The sequence below is a fragment of the Psychrobacter vallis genome (assembly GCF_904846715.1).
Taxonomy (GTDB): domain Bacteria; phylum Pseudomonadota; class Gammaproteobacteria; order Pseudomonadales; family Moraxellaceae; genus Psychrobacter; species Psychrobacter vallis.
Window position 1 is genome coordinate 46,389 of sequence record NZ_CAJHBU010000013.1, and the last position, 19,666, is coordinate 66,054.

General features: G+C 45.6%; 16 protein-coding genes. 6 read left to right on the forward strand and 10 right to left on the reverse strand.

What is annotated here, in order from left to right:
- Positions 1–45: 45 nt before the first annotated feature.
- The 9 genes from nuoJ to ndhC all read right to left on the reverse strand — a co-directional run bounded on the left by nuoJ (position 46) and on the right by ndhC (position 10,998).
- Positions 46–777 (reverse strand): NADH-quinone oxidoreductase subunit J, encoded by a 732-nt coding sequence (gene nuoJ / locus JMY02_RS09310; RefSeq protein WP_201597464.1) that lies wholly within the window; start codon positions 775–777, stop codon positions 46–48.
- Entirely contained in the window at positions 774–1,322 is a 549-nt protein-coding gene (gene nuoI / locus JMY02_RS09315; protein ID WP_201597465.1) for an NADH-quinone oxidoreductase subunit NuoI, read from the reverse strand. Before nuoI ends, nuoJ begins: the two co-directional genes overlap by 4 nt.
- 68 nt (positions 1,323–1,390) lie before the next feature.
- Positions 1,391–2,383 (reverse strand): NADH-quinone oxidoreductase subunit NuoH, encoded by a 993-nt coding sequence (gene nuoH / locus JMY02_RS09320; protein WP_201597535.1) that lies wholly within the window; start codon positions 2,381–2,383, stop codon positions 1,391–1,393.
- A 52-nt stretch (positions 2,384–2,435) separates the two neighbouring features.
- Positions 2,436–5,531, reverse strand: coding sequence for an NADH-quinone oxidoreductase subunit NuoG (nuoG, locus tag JMY02_RS09325; RefSeq protein ID WP_201597467.1), 3,096 nt, complete (start codon positions 5,529–5,531; stop codon positions 2,436–2,438).
- Positions 5,532–5,541: 10 nt separating this feature from the next.
- Complete coding sequence (nuoF, locus tag JMY02_RS09330) at positions 5,542–6,966, reverse strand: NADH-quinone oxidoreductase subunit NuoF (protein WP_201597468.1); 1,425 nt, start codon at positions 6,964–6,966, stop codon at positions 5,542–5,544.
- A complete protein-coding gene (gene nuoE / locus JMY02_RS09335; protein WP_201597470.1) occupies positions 6,963–7,472 on the reverse strand; it encodes an NADH-quinone oxidoreductase subunit NuoE in 510 nt (169 codons plus the stop codon). Before nuoE ends, nuoF begins: the two co-directional genes overlap by 4 nt.
- 144 nt (positions 7,473–7,616) lie before the next feature.
- A complete protein-coding gene (gene nuoC / locus JMY02_RS09340; protein WP_021813432.1) occupies positions 7,617–9,392 on the reverse strand; it encodes an NADH-quinone oxidoreductase subunit C/D in 1,776 nt (591 codons plus the stop codon).
- Positions 9,393–9,524: 132 nt separating this feature from the next.
- Positions 9,525–10,193 (reverse strand): NuoB/complex I 20 kDa subunit family protein, encoded by a 669-nt coding sequence (locus JMY02_RS09345; protein ID WP_021813431.1) that lies wholly within the window; start codon positions 10,191–10,193, stop codon positions 9,525–9,527.
- 181 nt (positions 10,194–10,374) lie between these two features.
- The gene (gene ndhC, locus JMY02_RS09350; RefSeq protein WP_201597479.1) at positions 10,375–10,998 is read right to left on the reverse strand and encodes an NADH-quinone oxidoreductase subunit A; all 624 of its coding nucleotides are present in this window, start codon (positions 10,996–10,998) and stop codon (positions 10,375–10,377) included.
- Between the two features lie 802 nt (positions 10,999–11,800).
- Here ndhC and JMY02_RS09355 point away from each other — a divergent pair.
- From JMY02_RS09355 to JMY02_RS09380, 6 genes are all read left to right on the forward strand, one after another.
- Positions 11,801–13,834: a UvrD-helicase domain-containing protein gene (locus JMY02_RS09355; RefSeq protein ID WP_201597482.1), complete on the forward strand. Its 2,034-nt coding sequence runs from the start codon at positions 11,801–11,803 to the stop codon at positions 13,832–13,834.
- A gap of 251 nt (positions 13,835–14,085) precedes the next feature.
- Positions 14,086–15,483 carry a magnesium transporter gene (mgtE, locus tag JMY02_RS09360; RefSeq protein WP_201597485.1) on the forward strand — a complete coding sequence of 466 codons (1,398 nt, stop codon included), beginning with the start codon at positions 14,086–14,088 and terminating at the stop codon, positions 15,481–15,483.
- 123 nt (positions 15,484–15,606) lie between these two features.
- Positions 15,607–16,071, forward strand: a complete 465-nt coding sequence (gene dut, locus JMY02_RS09365; RefSeq protein ID WP_201597487.1) for a dUTP diphosphatase — start codon at positions 15,607–15,609, stop codon at positions 16,069–16,071.
- Positions 16,072–16,195: 124 nt separating this feature from the next.
- The gene (locus tag JMY02_RS09370) at positions 16,196–17,971 is read left to right on the forward strand and encodes a phosphohexomutase domain-containing protein (RefSeq protein ID WP_201597489.1); all 1,776 of its coding nucleotides are present in this window, start codon (positions 16,196–16,198) and stop codon (positions 17,969–17,971) included.
- Between the two features lie 78 nt (positions 17,972–18,049).
- Positions 18,050–18,961: an acetylglutamate kinase gene (gene argB / locus JMY02_RS09375; RefSeq protein WP_201597491.1), complete on the forward strand. Its 912-nt coding sequence runs from the start codon at positions 18,050–18,052 to the stop codon at positions 18,959–18,961.
- A 14-nt stretch (positions 18,962–18,975) separates the two neighbouring features.
- Complete coding sequence (locus JMY02_RS09380; protein ID WP_201597493.1) at positions 18,976–19,209, forward strand: hypothetical protein; 234 nt, start codon at positions 18,976–18,978, stop codon at positions 19,207–19,209.
- A gap of 32 nt (positions 19,210–19,241) precedes the next feature.
- Here JMY02_RS09380 and JMY02_RS09385 read toward each other — a convergent pair whose 3' ends face one another.
- Positions 19,242–19,601: a hypothetical protein gene (locus tag JMY02_RS09385; RefSeq protein WP_201597494.1), complete on the reverse strand. Its 360-nt coding sequence runs from the start codon at positions 19,599–19,601 to the stop codon at positions 19,242–19,244.
- Between the last annotated feature and the right edge of the window lie 65 nt (positions 19,602–19,666).

The window sequence follows — 19,666 nt, forward strand, 5'->3', positions numbered from 1 at the left end:
ACGGCACATTTGACACATCTTGTGCCACGCTCGCTGCTAGTACCATCAGTCTAACTCCTTGGGCGTGACTTTGTTCACACCTACTTGACTACCTACCTTCATACCTACATAGTCATGTGGGTCAACATCTTTATATTCGTAAGGTTCAGCCATTTTTACAGCATCGTATTCTGTATGAGTACTCTCATTTTCATATTCTCTGATACTGCCCACGCTTGGCTGAAAGTTTTGATTTTCATTACCGACAATCTCATCATCGATCGCTTCTTTACCCAAATGATAAGCCGCAACCAAAGCCGCCAGTAGTAGTAAAGCCGCCACTTGTATGAGCATAACGTATTTGGTAAACAATACCGTACCGACGGTTTTGGCTGAAACTGTTGTGCCACCAATCATAGCTGCTTCGTCGTGATTGAGACCAATCATCGCATACAGCACCACGGCAATAATAATTGTCAGTCCAGTCGGTATCGCCCACGTACCGGCATCCAGCCAGCGCTCTTCGCGCTCATCATTGCTCATACCTAAGTTCAGCATCATAATGACAAAGACAAACAGCACCATAATAGCGCCCGCGTAGACAACAATCTCTAACGCCCCTGCAAATGGCGCGCCCAACACAAAAAATATGCCCGCGATCGCCAGTAATGACACAATCATCGATAAAATAGCATGGACTGGATTGGCTTGCGTCACCACGCGCAGACTGGCAAATATTGCCACGGCAGCGAGTGAATAAAACCCTGCCAATTCAGGATGGTTCAAGATATTCATCATGGTAGCAAGCTCCTTAGATCAATCGGTGCAGCTTCATTTTGTGCCGCACCTTTTGGTTTGTCCGCTACCGCCATACCCGTCACACGGTAATAATTATAATCAGGATATTTGCCTGGCCCTGAAATGAGCAAATGCTCTTTTTCATAGACCAAATCTTGGCGCTTATATTCACCCATCTCAAAGTCTGGTGTCATCTGAATGGCGGTCGTCGGGCAAGCTTCTTCACACAGTCCACAAAAGATACAGCGCGAAAAATTGATCCGAAAAAACTCCGGATACCAGCGGCCATCCTCACGCTCCGCTTTTTGCAAAGAGATACAGCCGACCGGACAGGCCACCGCACACAAATTACAAGCGACACAGCGCTCGTCCCCATCAGGGTCGCGCGTGAGGACAATACGTCCACGAAAACGCGGCGGCACAGGAACCGGCTCTTCAGGATAAAGAATGGTGTCACGCGGTCTGAGCGCATGACTATTGACCATCCACATGCTGCGAACAATGGTAAATAGTCCAATGACGGTCTTTTTTATGGTAGTAAACATGGGATTATTATCCTTATCAGCTTTACCCTAGTTCATCAATGATGGCTAGTAATGGCTACTAGTGATGACTATAACGTTGGAGAAAAGATTAAAATGACTGCAGCAGTAACCAATAAATTAATCAACGTTACTGGCAGGCAAACTTTCCAGCCAAAATTCATCACCTGATCATAGCGCGGACGCATGAGTGAGCCTCGAGCCAAAACAAATAGGGTCATAAAGAACAGCGTCTTAATCATGAACCAAAAAGCTGGTGGAATAAACGGAATATCTAGGTTAAAAGGTGCAAGCCAGCCACCGAAGAATAGGCATGTCATTAACGCAGAAATCAAGACAACATTGACGTATTCGCCAATAAAGAACATACCGAATTTCATGCCAGAATATTCAACATGATACCCTTCAGCCAGCTCTTGCTCGGCTTCTGGTTGGTCAAATGGATGTCTGTGTGTCACCGCCACACCAGCCACCACAAAAGTCAAAAACCCGAAAAACTGCGGTATGATATACCAGCCATCAACTTGCGACTCAACAATGGCGCGCAAGTTAAATGAGCCTGTTAGGGCGACCACACCCATCAATGACAAGCCCAAAAAGACTTCATAACTGATCGTTTGTGCCGCTGAACGTAAGCCGCCCAATAGCGAGAACTTATTGGCAGATGCCCAACCGCCAAACATCACGGCATAGACAGCAATGCCTGCCATCGCAAAGAAGAACAGAATACCAATGTCCCAATCAGCCACACCAAGCGTTGGTGAAATAGGAATAATGGCAAATGAGGCCAAGGCAGTAAACATGGCAACCGCAGGCGCCAAGGTAAACATAAATTTATCGGTAAAATTCGGTGTCCAATCTTCTTTAAAGAAGATTTTTAGCATGTCAGCAACCAGCTGCAATGAACCAAACGGCCCAACACGGTTAGGACCGTAACGGTCTTGCCATAATGCTAGCATGCGGCGCTCATAGATGATCATCATCGCAGCAACCAGTACCACGACTAAAAAGATAACCAACGATTGGCTCACCAAAAACAGAATGGACCAAGCATCAAAGCTCATGCTGCCGGCCAAAAAGCTTGGCACATCAGGGATAATACGGGTAACTTGCATATTACACCTCCTGTGTGGTGGTCGGCGCTGCGTTCATTGGCGCGGCATCATTATTATTCATCATATCGTCAGCCATACTACCCATCATCATCACTGGCGCATCCACTTTGCGTACCGACGCTGGCATTGATGGGTGAATGATACTCACCTGTCCAACTGGATAACCGATGCAGCCTTCTGCTAAATAACCAACCAACTGTACTGGCAAGGTAATTTGTTGCTTATCAATCTCAATCGCTAAGTAATCGCCAGCAGCGATATCCCAGTCTTTGGCATCATCCATACCGATGCGCCATGCCGCAATTGGTAATTGCTCAGCAACGATTGGACTACGCGAGGCCATCATCGAGCTGGCATAGATATTATAGATCGGCACCAATTTGGCTTGTCCTTGCTGCAGGTCAGTCGTACTCGAAGCCGTTGCTTCTGGTGCGACATACTGACGAGTGGCCAAACGCTCTAACCCATCAAACAAACGCACACCCGGATCACCATTTTTTAGATGACCGCCGACTTTGTCTTGATATTTGTTCCACGCTTGCGGTGAGTTCCAACCTGCCGCATTGGCAAACGGAATCATCGAGCTTGGCGTTTCTTTACCGCTATAGCCTTCCATTGAAAAGGTTAAGCCTGTATCTAAGTCTTTTGGCTGCATCGGCTCATGGACTGAGATCGGCGCACGCATGGCGGTACGACCCGAGTAACGACGCGGCTGACGAGCAATTTTAAGACCCGTGATACGGTAATCAGCGTCAGGCGCAGCGCCTTTGATACCCGCAAGTTTAGGATGCGTGACTATTAAAGCATTAATCACATCGTCTAGCTGTGTCCAGTCGACATCTCTACCTTCTAAGCTGCTATGGACGGCATGTAGCCAGCGCCAGCCTTCTTTGATGCTGCTCATTGGATGATAGTAATTGTTATCATAAACTTGGAAAAAGCGCTGAGCACGGCCTTCAGCTGATATCAATGTGCCATCGGCCTCAGCAAAGCTTGCGGCTGGCAATACGATATCGACGTCTTTATGCCAATCAAGCAATTGATGGTCTAATGCAATGATCGTTTTATCGGTCAATAGCTGCGTTAATTTATTGGCATCAATCGCATCTGTCAGCTGGTTTTCCGCAACGATGACGACATCAAAATCCGTAGCCAACAGCTCTTCAACGGATTGACCACCAAGCATGCAAACGCCTATGCTATTGGCATCAGGGACGGTTAAATAAATACCGGCTTGTGCGTGATAACGGTCATTGATTTCTTTCAGTTCAAGCTTTTCTGCAGGCTCACGCTCGACATCGTCTTGTGCTTCTGTATTCACACCCGTTTCAGGCTTGTTCGGTTTGGCCGACAGCTCTTGATCTTCTTCAGGTTGATCGGTTTGTACTTGTTGCTCTGCTGCATGCACTTTGGCATTATGAGTGTCAATTTGATGTTGCTCTGTCGCCTTAATTGCCGCACGTTTTTGTGTTAATGCTTGAGTAATTTGCGCGGCGGCTTCTATCAATGCGGTAGACGATAAGCCCGTACCTGAGATTACCAATGGTTTATCCGCTTGTACTAAGTCATAAGCAATTTGCTGAGCCAGCGCTTGCATGCCATCAGTATCAGCATTAACGTCTGCATTGTCATCTGCATTTTGTTGCGTAGTGGCTTGTGGATTAATGACTTCTGATAAATCATCAGAAAAATTAGCAATCTCAGCAGCCACTTTAAAGCCAAGCTTGGTAATGTCTTCGGGCGTTGCAACCACGCTGACTTTACTGATGTCTTCCAATTTAGTTTGGGTCACATCAATGACATAGACTGGGCTTAAAGCATCTTGGGCAATACGTTTGACTGGTTCAGCAAGCCAAGATTGCGTCTGCAACGCTGCAGCCATTTTCAGGCCTTCGTTTTTTGCGGCTTGACGTACTGACAACGCCACTCGTGATGAGGTTTGGGTAATGTCTTCGCCCAGCACCAATACGGCATCGTAACTTTCGATATCCGTCATGCTTGGATTATAAATGCCTTCCGTGCTGAGCACTTCGATACATTTATTGACCAGTGCTTGCTGCTGGTGGTTCAGACCTGTAGAAAATTTATCGTAGCCGACGAGATTTTTTAGCGCAAAGTTGGTCTCTAGACTGGCACGTGGTGAGCCGATACCAATAACTTTTTTATCTTTAATACGTTTGATGGTTTCATCTAAAGCATAATCAATATTAATTTTGACGTGCTTATCATTGATACGTTCAAGCGCTTGAGTTGGGCGATCGTCACGATTGACGTAGCCATAACCAAAACGACCTCGATCACATAAAAAGTAGCGGTTCACTTCGCCGTTATAACGGTTTTCGATACGGCGCAATTCACCATAACGTTCACCCGGTGAGATGTTACAGCCAGCCGAGCAGCCATGACAGATGCTTGGCGCATACTGCATGTCCCATTTACGGTTATAGCGCTCAGAATGCGTCTTATCAGTAAAGACACCCGTTGGGCAAACTTCGGTCAAGTTACCTGAGAACTCACTTTCGAACTGACCATCTTTATCACGGCCAAAATAAACACGATTGTTTGAGCCATACACGCCCAAATCTTCGCCGCCTGCATAGTCTTTATAAAAACGGACACAGCGATAGCACGCGATACAGCGGTTCATCTCATGGGCTATAAAAGGTCCAAGCTCTTGGTTGTGATGGGTACGTTTGGTAAAGCGATAACGACGACGGCTATGACCTGACATGTAAGTCATGTCTTGCAAATGACAGTGACCACCTTCTTCACAAGTTGGGCAGTCATGCGGATGGTTGGTCATGAGTAGCTCAACCATCGACTTGCGGAAGGCTTTGGCTTCATCATCGGTGACTGAAATGTACATGTCATCGCTAGGGGCAACCATGCATGACATTACGAGACGACCGCGACCGGCTTTCATGTCATCGGCGTTTTGATATTGCTTGACCGCGCACTGACGACATGAGCCGACTGAGCCGAGGGCGGGATGATAACAAAAATACGGCACATCAATGCCGAGTGATAAGCAGGCTTGTAGCAAGTTATCTGCGCTATCTACTTCGACAGTGGTTCCATCAATATGTATGACTGCCATGCCGCTCTCCTTATTTCACTACTGGCTGTTGGTTGGCTGCAGCATCAATAACATCGACACCAACCGCCTGCGCGATTTTTTGATCAAACTCTGGACGGAAATATTTAATCGCACTCATCAGCGGTTCCATCGCACCCGGCGCATGCGCACAGAATGTTTTACCAATCCATAAGTCACGCGTGAGACCCTCTAACTTTTCGACATCGCCGATTTGCCCTTCACCATCATTAATGGCAGTGAGTAATTTAACACCCCACGGCAGACCATCACGGCATGGCGTACACCAACCGCAGGATTCGCGCTGAAAGAAAATCTCAAGATTGCGCAGCAGTGGTACCATGTCTTGTGCCTCATCAACCACCATAATCAGCCCAGTACCCATACGGCTACCCGCTTCTTGGATGGTATCAAAGTCTACAACCACGTCTAAATGGTCGGCGGTCAAAAAGTCAGTTGATGCACCGCCCGGTAGCCAAGCTTTCAGAGTCTTACCATCTTTCATACCACCCGCCAAATCCTCAATGATCTCGCGCGCGGTGTAGCCAAATGGCAGCTCCCACAGACCGGGATCATTGACCAAGCCTGAGCAACCAAACAGCTTGGTGCCTGGGGTTTTGCTTTTGCCTTTGATATCGGACAATGACTGATACCATTCGACGCCATGGTTCAAGATAGCTGGCATGTTGCACAAGGTCTCGACGTTATTGACAACCGTTGGTCTGCCCCATGCGCCAGAAATCTGTGGAAACGGCGGCTTGGTTCGTGGGTTAGCACGGCGACCTTCTAGACAGTTAATAAGTGCGGTTTCTTCACCGCAAATATAACGGCCAGCGCCCGTATGCACATGCAGATTAAAGCTAAAATCTGAGCCTAAAATATTGTCGCCCATGAGATTATTGGCCAAGCACTCTTCGATAGCAGTAACCAAGCGCTGAGCGGCTAAAATGTACTCACCGCGAATAAAGATATATCCGTCAGTTGCACCAATCGCATGCGCCGTAATCAACATCCCTTCGATAAGCTGGAATGGTAGGCGCTCCATTAACAAACGATCTTTAAACGTTCCCGGCTCCATTTCATCAGCATTGCAGATGAGATAGCGCGGCAAACCGTCCGGCGGTGACATAAATGTCCATTTCAAACCAGCATTAAAACCTGCACCGCCGCGACCTCTGACGTTAGCCGCTTTAATCATATCACCGACTGCTTTAGGCGATTTAGATAACGCCTCTTTTAAACCGGTAAAACCTTTTAGAGACTCATAAGTCGCCAAATCAAGCACGGCATCGTGATGCGCTAGACGCCATGTTAATGGTCTGGTTTCGCTCGTGGCTGTGGCTTTATCACCATAAATTGGAACACGCTGTGCATTTAGTTGGCTTGGCGCTTGGCCTTGGCCGCGACGAGCAATCTGCTCTGAAATCGTTAAACTCATGCGTATAGCTCCAATAATTGCGCGACTTCGGAGGGCTGAACAGGACCATAAGTGTCTTCGTCAATCAGCACCGCAGGACCTTTGTCACAGTTGCCCAAGCAACAAATCGGCAATAGCGTAAAACGACCATCAACGGTCGTCTGTCCATACTCAATGCCCAATTGCGATCTGAGTTCAGCCGATAGCGCCTCATAACCTGTCAAATAACAGGCCACAGAATCACAGATTAGAATCACGTGACGACCGACAGGCTGACGGTAAATACGGTTGAAGAAGGTGGCGACGCCATCCATGTCTGACATCGGAATATCTAGAATATTGGCAATGGCATTGACTTGCGCATCATCGACCCAGCCGTTACGTTTTTGCACAATTTTTAGGGCATCGAGAGAGGCCGCACGTGCCTGTGGATAATGATGCATAAATTCATGAATCGCGGCGATTTCCTCAGTGGTGAGGATACTTGCCACATCTACTTTTGGCATTTTGTCGGAAACAATTTTCATAATCTTCTATCTTTCCTCACTCATCACGCTCTATTACATTATGACGTCAGTCGTGCGACGACTGTCGTCACATTGAAATATGACAGCATTTTGGTGTGCCATTTGGCAATAATATATTGATTAACATCTCTTTTTTAAAAAACTCTAACGGTCACAATCCGCCATCACAATATCAATCGACGCCAGATACATAATGGCATCAGAAACCAGTGAGCCATTGATGACGGATGGCATCTGTTGCAAATGCGCAAATGTCGGCGTACGAATACGGGTGCGATAGCTCATCGTGGCTTTGTCTGACGTAATGTAATAGCTGTTCAGACCTTTGGTCGCCTCCACAATCGTGGTGCATTCACCTGCTGGCATCACAGGACCCCAAGATACGGAGATAAAGTGGTTAATCAGCGTCTCGATATCGTTCAACGTACGGTCTTTCGGCGGTGGTACAGCTAATGGATGATCCGCCTTATAAGGACCTTGTGGCATGTTGTCCATGCACTGACGAATGATACGTAAAGACTGACGCATCTCTTCGACTTTGACCATACAACGATCATAAGCATCACCGTTATAACCAACTGGCACTTCAAAATCGTAATTCTCATAGCCCATGTATGGACGTGCTTTACGTAGATCAAAATCCACGCCTGTGGCACGTAAACCTGCACCCGTCACGCCCCAAGCCAATGCTTGCTTGGCATTGTACTGCGCCACACCTTGGGTACGACCTTTGAGCACACTGTTTTGCAATGCCGCTTTGACATACTCGTCCAAGCGCTTTGGCATCCAATCTAAGAACTCACGCACCAAACGCTGCCAACCGCGCGGCAGGTCAGCGGCAGTGCCACCAATACGGAACCAAGCTGGATGCATACGATAGCCAGTCACCGCTTCGATAACGTCATAGGCTTTTTGGCGATCAGTAAACATATAGAATACAGGGGTCATACCACCCGCATCCTGAATAAAGGTACCGACAAACAGCAGGTTATTGGTAATACGGAAAAACTCGCTCATCATCACGCGGATGGTTTCAGCACGAGGCGGAATGGTAATGCCTGCTAGCTTTTCGACCGACATGATGTACGGCAGCTCATTCATCACACCGCCAAGGTAATCAATACGGTCGGTATAAGGAATAAATGAGTGCCATGTTTGACGCTCAGCCATTTTTTCTGCACCGCGGTGGTGATAGCCGATATCAGGAATACAATCCACGACTTCTTCGCCATCAAGCTGTAACACCAAACGGAATGCACCGTGAGCAGAGGGATGGTTAGGACCGATGTTCAAGAACATAAAGTCTTCATCACGACCTGAGCGTTTCATGCCCCACTCTTCTGGGACAAAACGTAGGTTCTCTTGCTCGTATTGCTGCTTAGCCGTATTTAAGAAGTACGGGGTAAATTCAGTCGCACGTGCGTGATATTCTTTACGCAGTGGATGACCTTCCCAGTATTTTGGCAGTAAGATACGCGTTAAATGCGGATGACCTGTAAAGACAATACCAAACATGTCCCACACTTCACGCTCGTACCAGTTGGCATTTGGCCAAATCTGGGTGGCGCTTGGCACATTGAGATCGTCCTCACTCAGCGCGACTTTAATGCGTACATCACTATTGCGCTCAAGCGACATCAGATGATAAAACACTGTAAAATCGCTGTCAGGCAACCCTTGGCGATGCTGACGCAGACGCTCATCTATCGCTGACAAATCAAACAGCATGACGTAAGGCTTAGGCAGTTTGCGCAAGAATAAGAGAATGTCTAACAAATCAGCACGCGCCACCCAAACCGTTGGAATCTCATCCACAGTGTGCTGCACGACAAATTTACCAGCATATTTTTGCTCCAGCTCAGTTATGACTGCTGGAACAGGCTTGATATTAGGATCTGTGTTTTCGACTACCGTGACCATGAATGATGCATTCCTTCATTAATCATAACTAAACTATGTCAACCATAACTGAGCTATGTTAATCATAACCGAACTATGATGAGCGCATAAAATGTTGAGGTTATTGCTGTGAATCTAAATGCTGTCTAATATTTAAATACTATCTGGGCTACGCAAGTTTTTGACAGCGATACGATCTGCTTGCTTACGATCACGCTCAGGCGTCATTTGCGGCTGATAGATGCCCTGCTCATTGACATGAATACCCAGCGGGCGACGCTCTTTAGTAATAGATTCTTGTAGCAACATCAAACCCTGAATCAACGCTTCTGGACGCGGCGGACAGCCGGGCACATAAACATCGACAGGGATGATTTTATCCACGCCTTGTACGACAGAGTAGATATCATACATACCGCCCGAGTTGGCACAGGCCCCCATCGAGATGACCCATTTTGGCTCAAGCATTTGCTCATATAGACGCTGGATGACAGGTGCCATTTTCACGAAGCAAGTACCGGCGACGATCATGACATCTGCCTGACGCGGCGAGGCACGAATGACCTCTGCCCCAAAGCGAGATAAATCGTGAACCGCGGTTAAAGTGGTGGCGTATTCGACATAACAGCAAGACGTACCAAAGTTAAATGGCCATAGTGAGTGCTTGCGCCCCCAATTTGCTGTCGAGTGAACGAGGTCTTCGAGGCGACCCATAAAGACGTTTTTATTGACTTCGTCTTCGATAGGATCATTAACCGTTTGACTGGTCTGTGCAGGATAGGTATCTGCATCAGGGTTGGCTTTTGTTAATGTGTATTTCATAACATACAACCTTTATATTAGGTGTAGCGTGGCAATCATCTTGCCGTCACTATTGCCTTAACGTCTATTATTAATAAATGCTCATTCATATGGATTTAATATACCAATATGATTGCGTCATTATATTTCTTAGCAGTCTTTGCAGGCTTTAGAAAGCCAAAACAAAAGCCATCAAAATCAATTAGCGCCGAGCATTGTCTTGCCGTGCAGACGAACTGAAATCCACAGAAGTAACATTACCCGTGGTATTAATATGATCGATATTTTGTAGATGACGACGATTGGTCTCAATGTTGTTTGAGACATTGATTTGACCGGAGGACTGCGCGGGAACCTTGCCCGTTGGATCAACCATCAGCTCGTGAGCACCATCAAACTTGGTGATATCAGCCAAATTGAAACCAGCTGGCGCTGCATGTAGACGGGCTTTTTTGCGACGTTTGTCAGCAGGTGCCCAGTTCATCGCACCAAGGCTAAGCTCATATATCAAACCAATGATTAAAATAGTAATGAATACGGCGGCAGCAGCAAAACCAAGCCAGCCAGCTTCACGTACTGAAACGGCATACGCATAAAGATAGAGGGCTTCTAAATCAAAAATCACAAAGAAAATCGCCACCAAATAAAATTTGGCAGACAAACGAATACGGGCGTTGCCAGATCCGACAACACCCGCTTCAAATATTTCTTCTTTTTGTGAGCCTTGAGAACGACCGCCAAGCAAACGCGGCACGACCAGCATAAAGACAACTAGCCCAATGGCGGCTAAGATAAAAGCAACTGCTGACCAATTAAAAGCAGACATGATAATACGTGCTCCTCACCCAATCGAGTGTTAAGCCCAGCGCAAATATTGACCTGTTTTAAGGCCGTCTAGCGATAGGCATAACGCAGACGAAAACACAAAGCGACTGTCATTGAGCCACTGCATTTACGTTACTATTTTAGGGCCTTTGCTGGTAATAACCAATTATCAAGCTTATTGACGACGATGTCAGACGTGACCAACTGTAGATATTCCGATGTGCGTGCGGATAAAAGGCTGGTCGCCTAACGCATCTCCTAACAACGTAAGATCAACGTATTAAATCAATATCATATCCAAGCGTTTACTTAATTGATTTAATAGCTCATTACACGTGGTCAATAATGACGTGACAACTGGCATAAATTATTTACGTACTATACGCTTATCGGTTTTTAAAAGCTAGTTTTTAGCTGTATTGAACGGTCACTTTATCTGCAAAAAAGAGATGTTTTTTTTATCATAAATTATGATATAGACGTTACCTTATATTAACCCCAAATCTGTACTTTTAATCGTCGGCTATTATAGTCAATTTATAAGACCCTAGGGTCTCGTTCAATACGCTTATGTCAGCACTCAACTCCTCACCCAAAGTCACGGTTTTTGCTTTATAATGGCGCATCTAAATCCAATGGCTTATTATAAAACCATAAAATTATAAAACAGCAAATTTGCTTGCTTTCAATGAGCCGTTTTTTATTGAAGTAACTCTGCATTGAAATAACTCTGCAATATCTATATTAGGGCGTGAGGTTATCAGCGCCACTCTCTTTTTTGCTTTTGTCTGACAGGTCACGTTATGAGTCAACTGAATCCCAAACAAACCGAGGCCATGCTCTACGTATCTGGTCCATTACTTGTGCTAGCAGGTGCCGGCTCCGGTAAGACCTCAGTGATTACGCGCAAGATTGCTTATCTTATCGAAGAATGCAACATGCCAGCTGAGCGCATCACTGCCGTGACGTTTACCAATAAAGCCGCGCGCGAGATGAAAGCCCGTGTTAGCAAACTGTTGCCAAGTGAAAAAATGCGCGGTTTGACGGTCTCAACCTTTCACCAATTTGGCTTACAGTTTTTGCGTTACGAGCTGCTTCATACGCCGCTTAAAGGTAATTTTTCCATCATGGACAGCGACGACAGCAAACGCCTACTGATGGAGCTGATGATGCGCGACAACTTAAGCGGTGCTGAAAGTCGTGAGCTGGTCGGTAAAGCCATAAAAATGATTTCTGACTGGAAAAACGATCTGATTGAGCCTGACAAGGCGATGGAAACGTTAGACGATCCAGAAGATATGATTTTTGCCACCCTTTATGCACTATACGAGCGTAATTTGCGTGCTTATAACGCGGTCGATTTTGACGACTTGATTGTACTGCCCACGAAAATATTGCGTGAAAATAGAGAGCTGCGTGACAAATGGCAAAATCGTATTCGTTACTTGCTCGTCGATGAGTATCAAGATACCAACACCGCCCAGTATGAAATGATTAAATATCTGGTCGGGCCACAAGGGCGCTTCACTGTCGTTGGTGACGATGACCAATCTATCTATGCGTGGCGTGGCGCCAAACCTGAAAACATGGCACTGCTCAAAGAAGACTTTCCTAAACTAAAAATCGTCATGCTTGAGCAGAATTACCGTTCAACCACGCGTATTTTGACCTCTGCCAACGCGGTCATTCTTAACAATGAGCATTTATTTGAAAAGAAACTCTGGTCAGACAAAGGTCAAGGCGAAAAAATCCGCATTATTAACTGCCGTAATGACGATGACGAGTCTGAGCGTGTGGCCAAAGAAATCGTCACGCATAAGCTGCGTTTTGGCAATGAGTGGGAGCAATATGCTGTCCTTTATCGTAGTAACTTTCAGGCACGTATGTTAGAGGCGCAATTGCGTCAATTGCAAGTGCCTTATAAGTTATCTGGCGGACAGTCATTCTTTGCGCGTAGTGAAATCAAAGACATCATGGGCTATCTGCGTCTGATTTTGAACCCCGAAGATGACAGCGCATTTTTGCGTATTATTAATACTCCTAAACGCGGTATGGGTCCGGCCACATTAGAGAAACTGGGTCTATTTGCCCAAGAGCACAGCATATCGCTACTGGCGTCTTGTACTCATGCTGGTCTGACTCATGTACTACCTTCCAAGGCTTATGGCACGATAAAAGAGTTTGGTGAATTTATTGAGCATTATACGCGCGAGCTGGATCAACATCCTGACCCTGTGCCTATCGTGCGTCAGATGATTGATGAGACAGGCTACATTGACTTTGTCCGTAGTGACTCCAAAACCCCACAACAAGAAAAAAACCGTATTGACAATATCGATATGCTCTATACCAGTATTCAATCGCTCATCAATCGCGCGGAAGAAGACGAAGACCGGACGATTGATACCATCATTCGTAAGCTGGTATTGCTCGATATGCTCGAGCAGCAGCAAGAAGAAGAAAATACCAATAAAGTCAATCTGATGACCTTGCATGCCGCAAAAGGCTTGGAGTTTGATTACGTTTATATCATGGGATTAGAGGAGGAGATGCTACCGCACCGCAACTCTATCCTAAGTGAGACAGTCGAAGAAGAGCGCCGCTTGATGTATGTAGGTATTACTCGTGCTCGCCGTGAGCTTACATTGACACTGGCGACTCAGCGCCGTGCGGGCGGTCAAATGCGCGTCACCTCAGAGTCACGGTTTTTGGATGAGCTACCAGAAGATCATATCGACTGGCCTGCCAAAGCCAAAAAGAAAAAGGCCAGCAAAGACCCAGAAGCGGTCGCTGATGAGTATTTGGCCAATATTCGAGCGCTGCTAGGTAAGCGCTAACGTCAGTATGAGTAATAATGATGCCAAATAGAATCATAGTCAAGTCAATATAAAAAGGATACAGCAGGACTACTACGAATTTTTTGCAGCATCGAGCTGCGCAGGCACAGCAAACAAGAAAAATTTGTAGCAGCCCTGCGTCATGATGTCGTGTATCCACTTTATTTAGGATTGATTATAACTAAGCAGGCGATAACCCAGCGTTTCACCATTTGCTATTATTTATATTTTTGAAAACTTTGGAACCCTTTATGCCTACTCCTGATCAGGAACGCCCCTCTACGCTACCAGGAGACTATAATCCGGCAGAATATAGTGCCGAATATAAACTACTGTACTTGCAAGGTTTGGTTGCTGATAAGGCGTATGAGGCCATTACTGAGTTTTTAGCAAAGCAGTCGGAATATGAGATTGCCAACCTATTAGAGTCCTTCCCGACCCAAAACCGTCTACTGATCTGGGAGCAAGTACCGGAAAACATCAAGGGTGAAGTACTTGCTGAGCTAGAGTACGATACACGCCAGCCATTGATGGAGAATATCTCCTCAAAGGAAATCTCTTTATTCACCCAAGATCTTGATGCCCAAGACATCTCTGAGATTTTAGATACCGTGACCGAGAGCGTACGTACCTCTGTCATGGCAACCCTAGATGAAGAGACTCGTGTTCAGGTCAATAAACTCGACACCTATGAAGATTGGGAAGTCGGTAGCTATATGGATCCTGACCTCATTCAGGTTAGAGAAGATATTAGTCTGGCAGAAGTACAAAATTGGCTGCGAGAAAATGACGAGTTACTTGATGATGAAAGCCAAGAGCTATTGGTGGTCGATCAAAGCCAGCAGTTACTCGGGTTATTGAGTCTGGTTGACTTAATTAAACATGACCAAAGCACCTTGGTTTCCGAGCTGATCGATACGGCCATCACTATCAATGATCGGTTAGACATCCAAGATGCCGCCGCGATTTTTCGTTCAGAAGACATTCGCTTCGCACCTGTCATTAACAGTCATGGCGAGCTGGTTGGTCAGTTAAATGGCGAAGACATCATGGAGATTATCCAAGATGATGTCGATAGCACGATGAAAAACCTTGCGGGTGTCAGTCAGGACGAAGAGCTGTTTGCCCCTATTTTGACCAGTGCCAAAAGTCGTAGCGTTTGGTTGGGTATCAATTTATGCACCGCACTATTGGCGGCAGCGGTGATTGGTCAGTTTGAGGAAGTATTGGCACAAGTCGTGGCACTGGCAATATTGATGCCTGTCGTCGCCAGTATGGGCGGTATTGCAGGCTCACAGACGCTTACCGTCGTCATCCGCGGTATGGCTATGGGTCAAATCGGTGGTTCCAACCGAGTATGGCTACTCAATAAAGAGCTGTGGGTCGGCGCGATAAACGGTATCATATGGGCGATAATCATGGCATTTATTGCCCAATTGTGGTTTCATGACATCAAAATCAGTACAGTGATTGGCTTTGCCATTGCCATTAATATGACCGCTGCCAATGTTTCAGGCATTAGCATTCCTTTGATGCTTAAACGCATGGATATTGACCCTGCCTTATCGGCCTCAGTCATTCTCACCACGGTGACTGACATTGTCGGCTTTATGTCGTTTTTGGGCTTAGCCAGTATATTGATACTTTAATTGAATGCCAAATTACTGAATACCCGTTGATAAATACTCAATTAAAATATAAAAGTGCTATTTATACAAAAATATTAAATCACATTAATTTATAAAACCTCTAAATCGTTAAGTGAGTGCGTTATGCAAGCTGTACAAGTCAAAGTTTTGAACCCTAAAATCACCGAAGATAAAGCCTTTTCTCTCCCTACTCGCGCCACTGATGGTAGCGCAGGTATTGATCTACGCGCTTGCATCGATGCGCCTTTAACGATTAAAGCGGGTGCAACACACTTAATAGGCACAGGTCTTGCCGTTTATATTCAAGATCCAAATTATGCTGGTATGATTTTGCCGCGCTCAGGTCTTGGTCATAAGCATGGTATCGTTTTGGGCAATTTGGTTGGGCTGATTGATGCCGATTATCAAGGTGAGCTGATGGTCAGTATTTGGAATCGTAGTGAGGAAGACTTTGTACTGAATCCAGCTGAACGCATGGCGCAGTATATTGTGGTTCCTGTTGCCCGTCCTGAATTTGAAGTCGTCTCAGAATTTAGTGATGAGAGCGTTCGCGGGGCGGGCGGTTTTGGTCATTCTGGTCGTCAGTAGACACTGTTTTTTGAGGACTATCGATTAAAAGGGCATCAATTGAATTAAGAACATGCCCTTAACCACGATAACTTCATTCACAATAACCTTCATAACATAATCACAAGAGTAAGGAGAATAAGCAATGCCGTCTTTTGCTGCGCAGCAATGCTTATTTCGTGCTTATGATATTCGCGGGTCGCGCCAGCATTTTACTACCGATTTTGTATATGCCGTGGGCAATGCTTTTGCTCACCTTTATCGGGTGGCCAATTACCACCTTGAAGATAGTGATGTAAAAAACAGTGCAACCACGCAAAATGACAGCCTCAACAACCATACAGGCAAAAACACGGATACAACCATCGTCGTGATCGGCTATGATATGCGCTTTGGGAGTGACGCCATTGCTCAGACACTAACAAATATACTGACTCAACATGGGTTACAAGTCATCCAATTGGGATTAATCACCACCCCAATGATGGCTTTTTGGGCAGAGCAATATCAAGGTCATGGTATCGTTGTAACGGCCAGTCATTCTGCTAAAGATATCTTAGGTATTAAATGGCTGGTCAATCATAAGTCTCCTAATAGCAGCGAGATTCAATTACTGTATCAGCAACTGACCGATAATTATTCACACAGCCAACGCAACGCTCAAGATACGCCGTTAAACACGCTTGATATTCCTGTGCCGACCAATCAGAACGACATATCTGGTGAGCAAGTCATCGAGGTTTATATCGATGCCATCGTGCAAGTGTTTCGGCAAATTTATCCGACTCATAAACCACATTCAAATAATTATTCATCTTCTAACAGACTTGATTTGGTCGTGGTGATTGATTGTCTGCATGGTGCTACCAGCAATATCGCCCAGCGTTTATTTGATCGTTTTTGCAGGCAAATCATCATGCTCAACGACACAGCAGATGGCAGTTTCCCCTTTGGCAATCCTGATCCAACTGAACCTTACCGCCTTAGACAGTTACAGCAGAGCGTTCTTCATCATCAGGCAGACATAGGTATTGCCTTTGATGGTGATGGCGATCGCTTGATGGTCGTTGACAATAGCGGTAGCGTGGTCATTGCCGATCATTTACTGTATTTATTAGCACAAGTGGCGCTGGCTGAACGTCCTACACCCTTAACTGACTCATCATTAACGTCACAAATCCTCTTTGATATTAAGTGCTCCCATCATTTGCCAAAACTGCTGTCTGAGCTTGGCACGGTCCCCGTGATAAGTAAAACGGGTAGCAGCTTTATGCGTCAACAGATGCAGCACGCTGACAGTCAGATTCTCTTTGCCGGTGAGCTGTCAGGGCATTTCATATTTAATGATCAGCGCTTTATTATTTATGATGATGCAATGTATGCCGCATTACGCCTGTTGCACTGGTTGGCTGCTGCTGACGATATCAATGGTAATGGCAAAAGATCTCTCACTGATATTACGCACTGCTTACCAGCCATGGTGAATACTGCTGACCACTATCTACCAATGCCAACAATCCCTGAAAGTGACTGCTCTTTCGTCGAGCAGCTGAGCAGACTTTGTCAGTATTTACGCAAACTTGTGGAAATGGCTGTCGAAGAGGACGCTGACGATGACTTGATACAGACTGGTTTGCCCTCACTCTGTCGTTGTTCAGCAAACAGACAACGCATAACACTCGAACAAGCCAGATATTTACTGCCAGTAGGAACAAAGCTGAGCTGTATTGATGGGGTACGTTTAGATTTTGCAAACGGTTTTGGGGTACTGCGTCAATCAAACACCAGCCACAAACTGACTGCCCGCTTTGCTGGTGACACTTTAGAGGATCTCAAAGAGATACAAGCAAAATTTGCGGCGCTATGTCACCACTTTGATAAAAAATTGGCAAGGCAAATCGCTACTATGCCTGCTGAATAAGCCTATTCTGACAATCGATTGTTTATAAATCATACTGCAAAAATTATCATATAAAAAAACATACCTTAGGAGCTTGTAATGACACTGAATTTAGATGACGCCAAAATCACCGCTGAGGTATTAACCACCGCCCTACCTTACATCCAACGTTTCGTTGACAAACTTATCGTGGTCAAATACGGCGGTAATGCCATGACTGATCCTGAGCTTGAAAGCTCGTTTGCGCGCGATATTGTCTTGTTAAAAACCGTTGGTATGCATCCAGTCGTTGTACATGGTGGCGGCCCACAAGTCGACAATTTACTAAAAGAGCTGGGACGTCAATCTGATCGTATCGATGGTATGCGCGTCACTGACAAACGCACCATGGATATCGTAGAGATGGTTTTGGGCGGTAGCGTCAATAAGTCTATCGTCAGCTTAATCAACAAACACGGTGGCCGTGCTATTGGCCTCACAGGTAAAGATGCCAACTTAATTATCGCCAAAAAATTAATGATGGAAAAAATCGGCGCAGACGGTATTGCTGTTCCTGTCGATTTGGGATTCGTCGGTGATGTGGTCAGTGTCAATAAAGACGTGATTAACATGCTTATCTCTTCGAACTTTATTCCCGTTATCGCGCCGCTTGGGGTTGATAGCGAGGGCAACACCTATAACATCAACGCGGATTTGGTCGCGGGTAAAGTGGCTGAATTTTTGCAAGCAGAAAAACTTATGCTGTTGACCAATATCAAAGGGGTACTGGGCCGTGATGGAGAAGTAGTCACTGGACTCACGCCAAAGAAAGTTGACAGTTTAATCGAAGACGGTACGATTTCAGGTGGTATGATTCCTAAAATTCAATGTGCGCTTGATGCCGTTCGTGGCGGCGTCAAAAGTGCCGTTATCGTCGATGGCCGTGTCCCTCATGCCACGTTACTTGAGATTTTCACCAATGAAGGGGTCGGTACGCTCATCAGTCGTGATTTAGATTCTACATTGAGCTAGCGTAGGAGTAAAAAATGGCATTGTGGCTATGGTGTCTGCTTTTTATACTAGAAAGTTTGTATTGCTGGTGGATTATTGGCTATGGTGGCGCAAGATGGGTGGAAGGCTGGAAATCATTTTTTCTCATTGAGTGGTTTGCGCTAGATTGGAATGCAGAACAAATTCGTTTGTATGTACTTATTATTTGGCTAGCCAGCGTCGTTTGGTTTATTTTAGGTGCAATAAAACCTGAGTTTAGATTGATCTAAACTCAGGTTTTATTACGATTCTATCAGAGGGTTTAATACGCGCAAAACTCTACCGAGCTATGACTGCTATTGCCATATACTTTCATATGGTGATTGCCTTTACGCTGAACAAAATAAGAGTTTTCGTTATCATAACGATCACCAGTCAAACGCCCATTGGGCCCGGTCACATAAGCGACGTTGATCTGATCATCGCCCACATTACGAATGACTAAGTTCTGCTCTGGCATGAGCCACAAACGAAACTCTTTCCCGTTCTTGATATTGCCTGTGAAATTACCGCAATAACTGTCTTTTGCAAAAGTGATTTTGGTAGAGGTATCAGCTGCTTGTACGCTTGTGACCATCAAAGGCGTAGCTGCAAGGGCAGCCATTATTAGTACTTTTTTCATCGTCTTATCCTTGTTTTTGATTATCATTAAAACCAAACTTAATTCTAATAAAAACAGCATAAGTG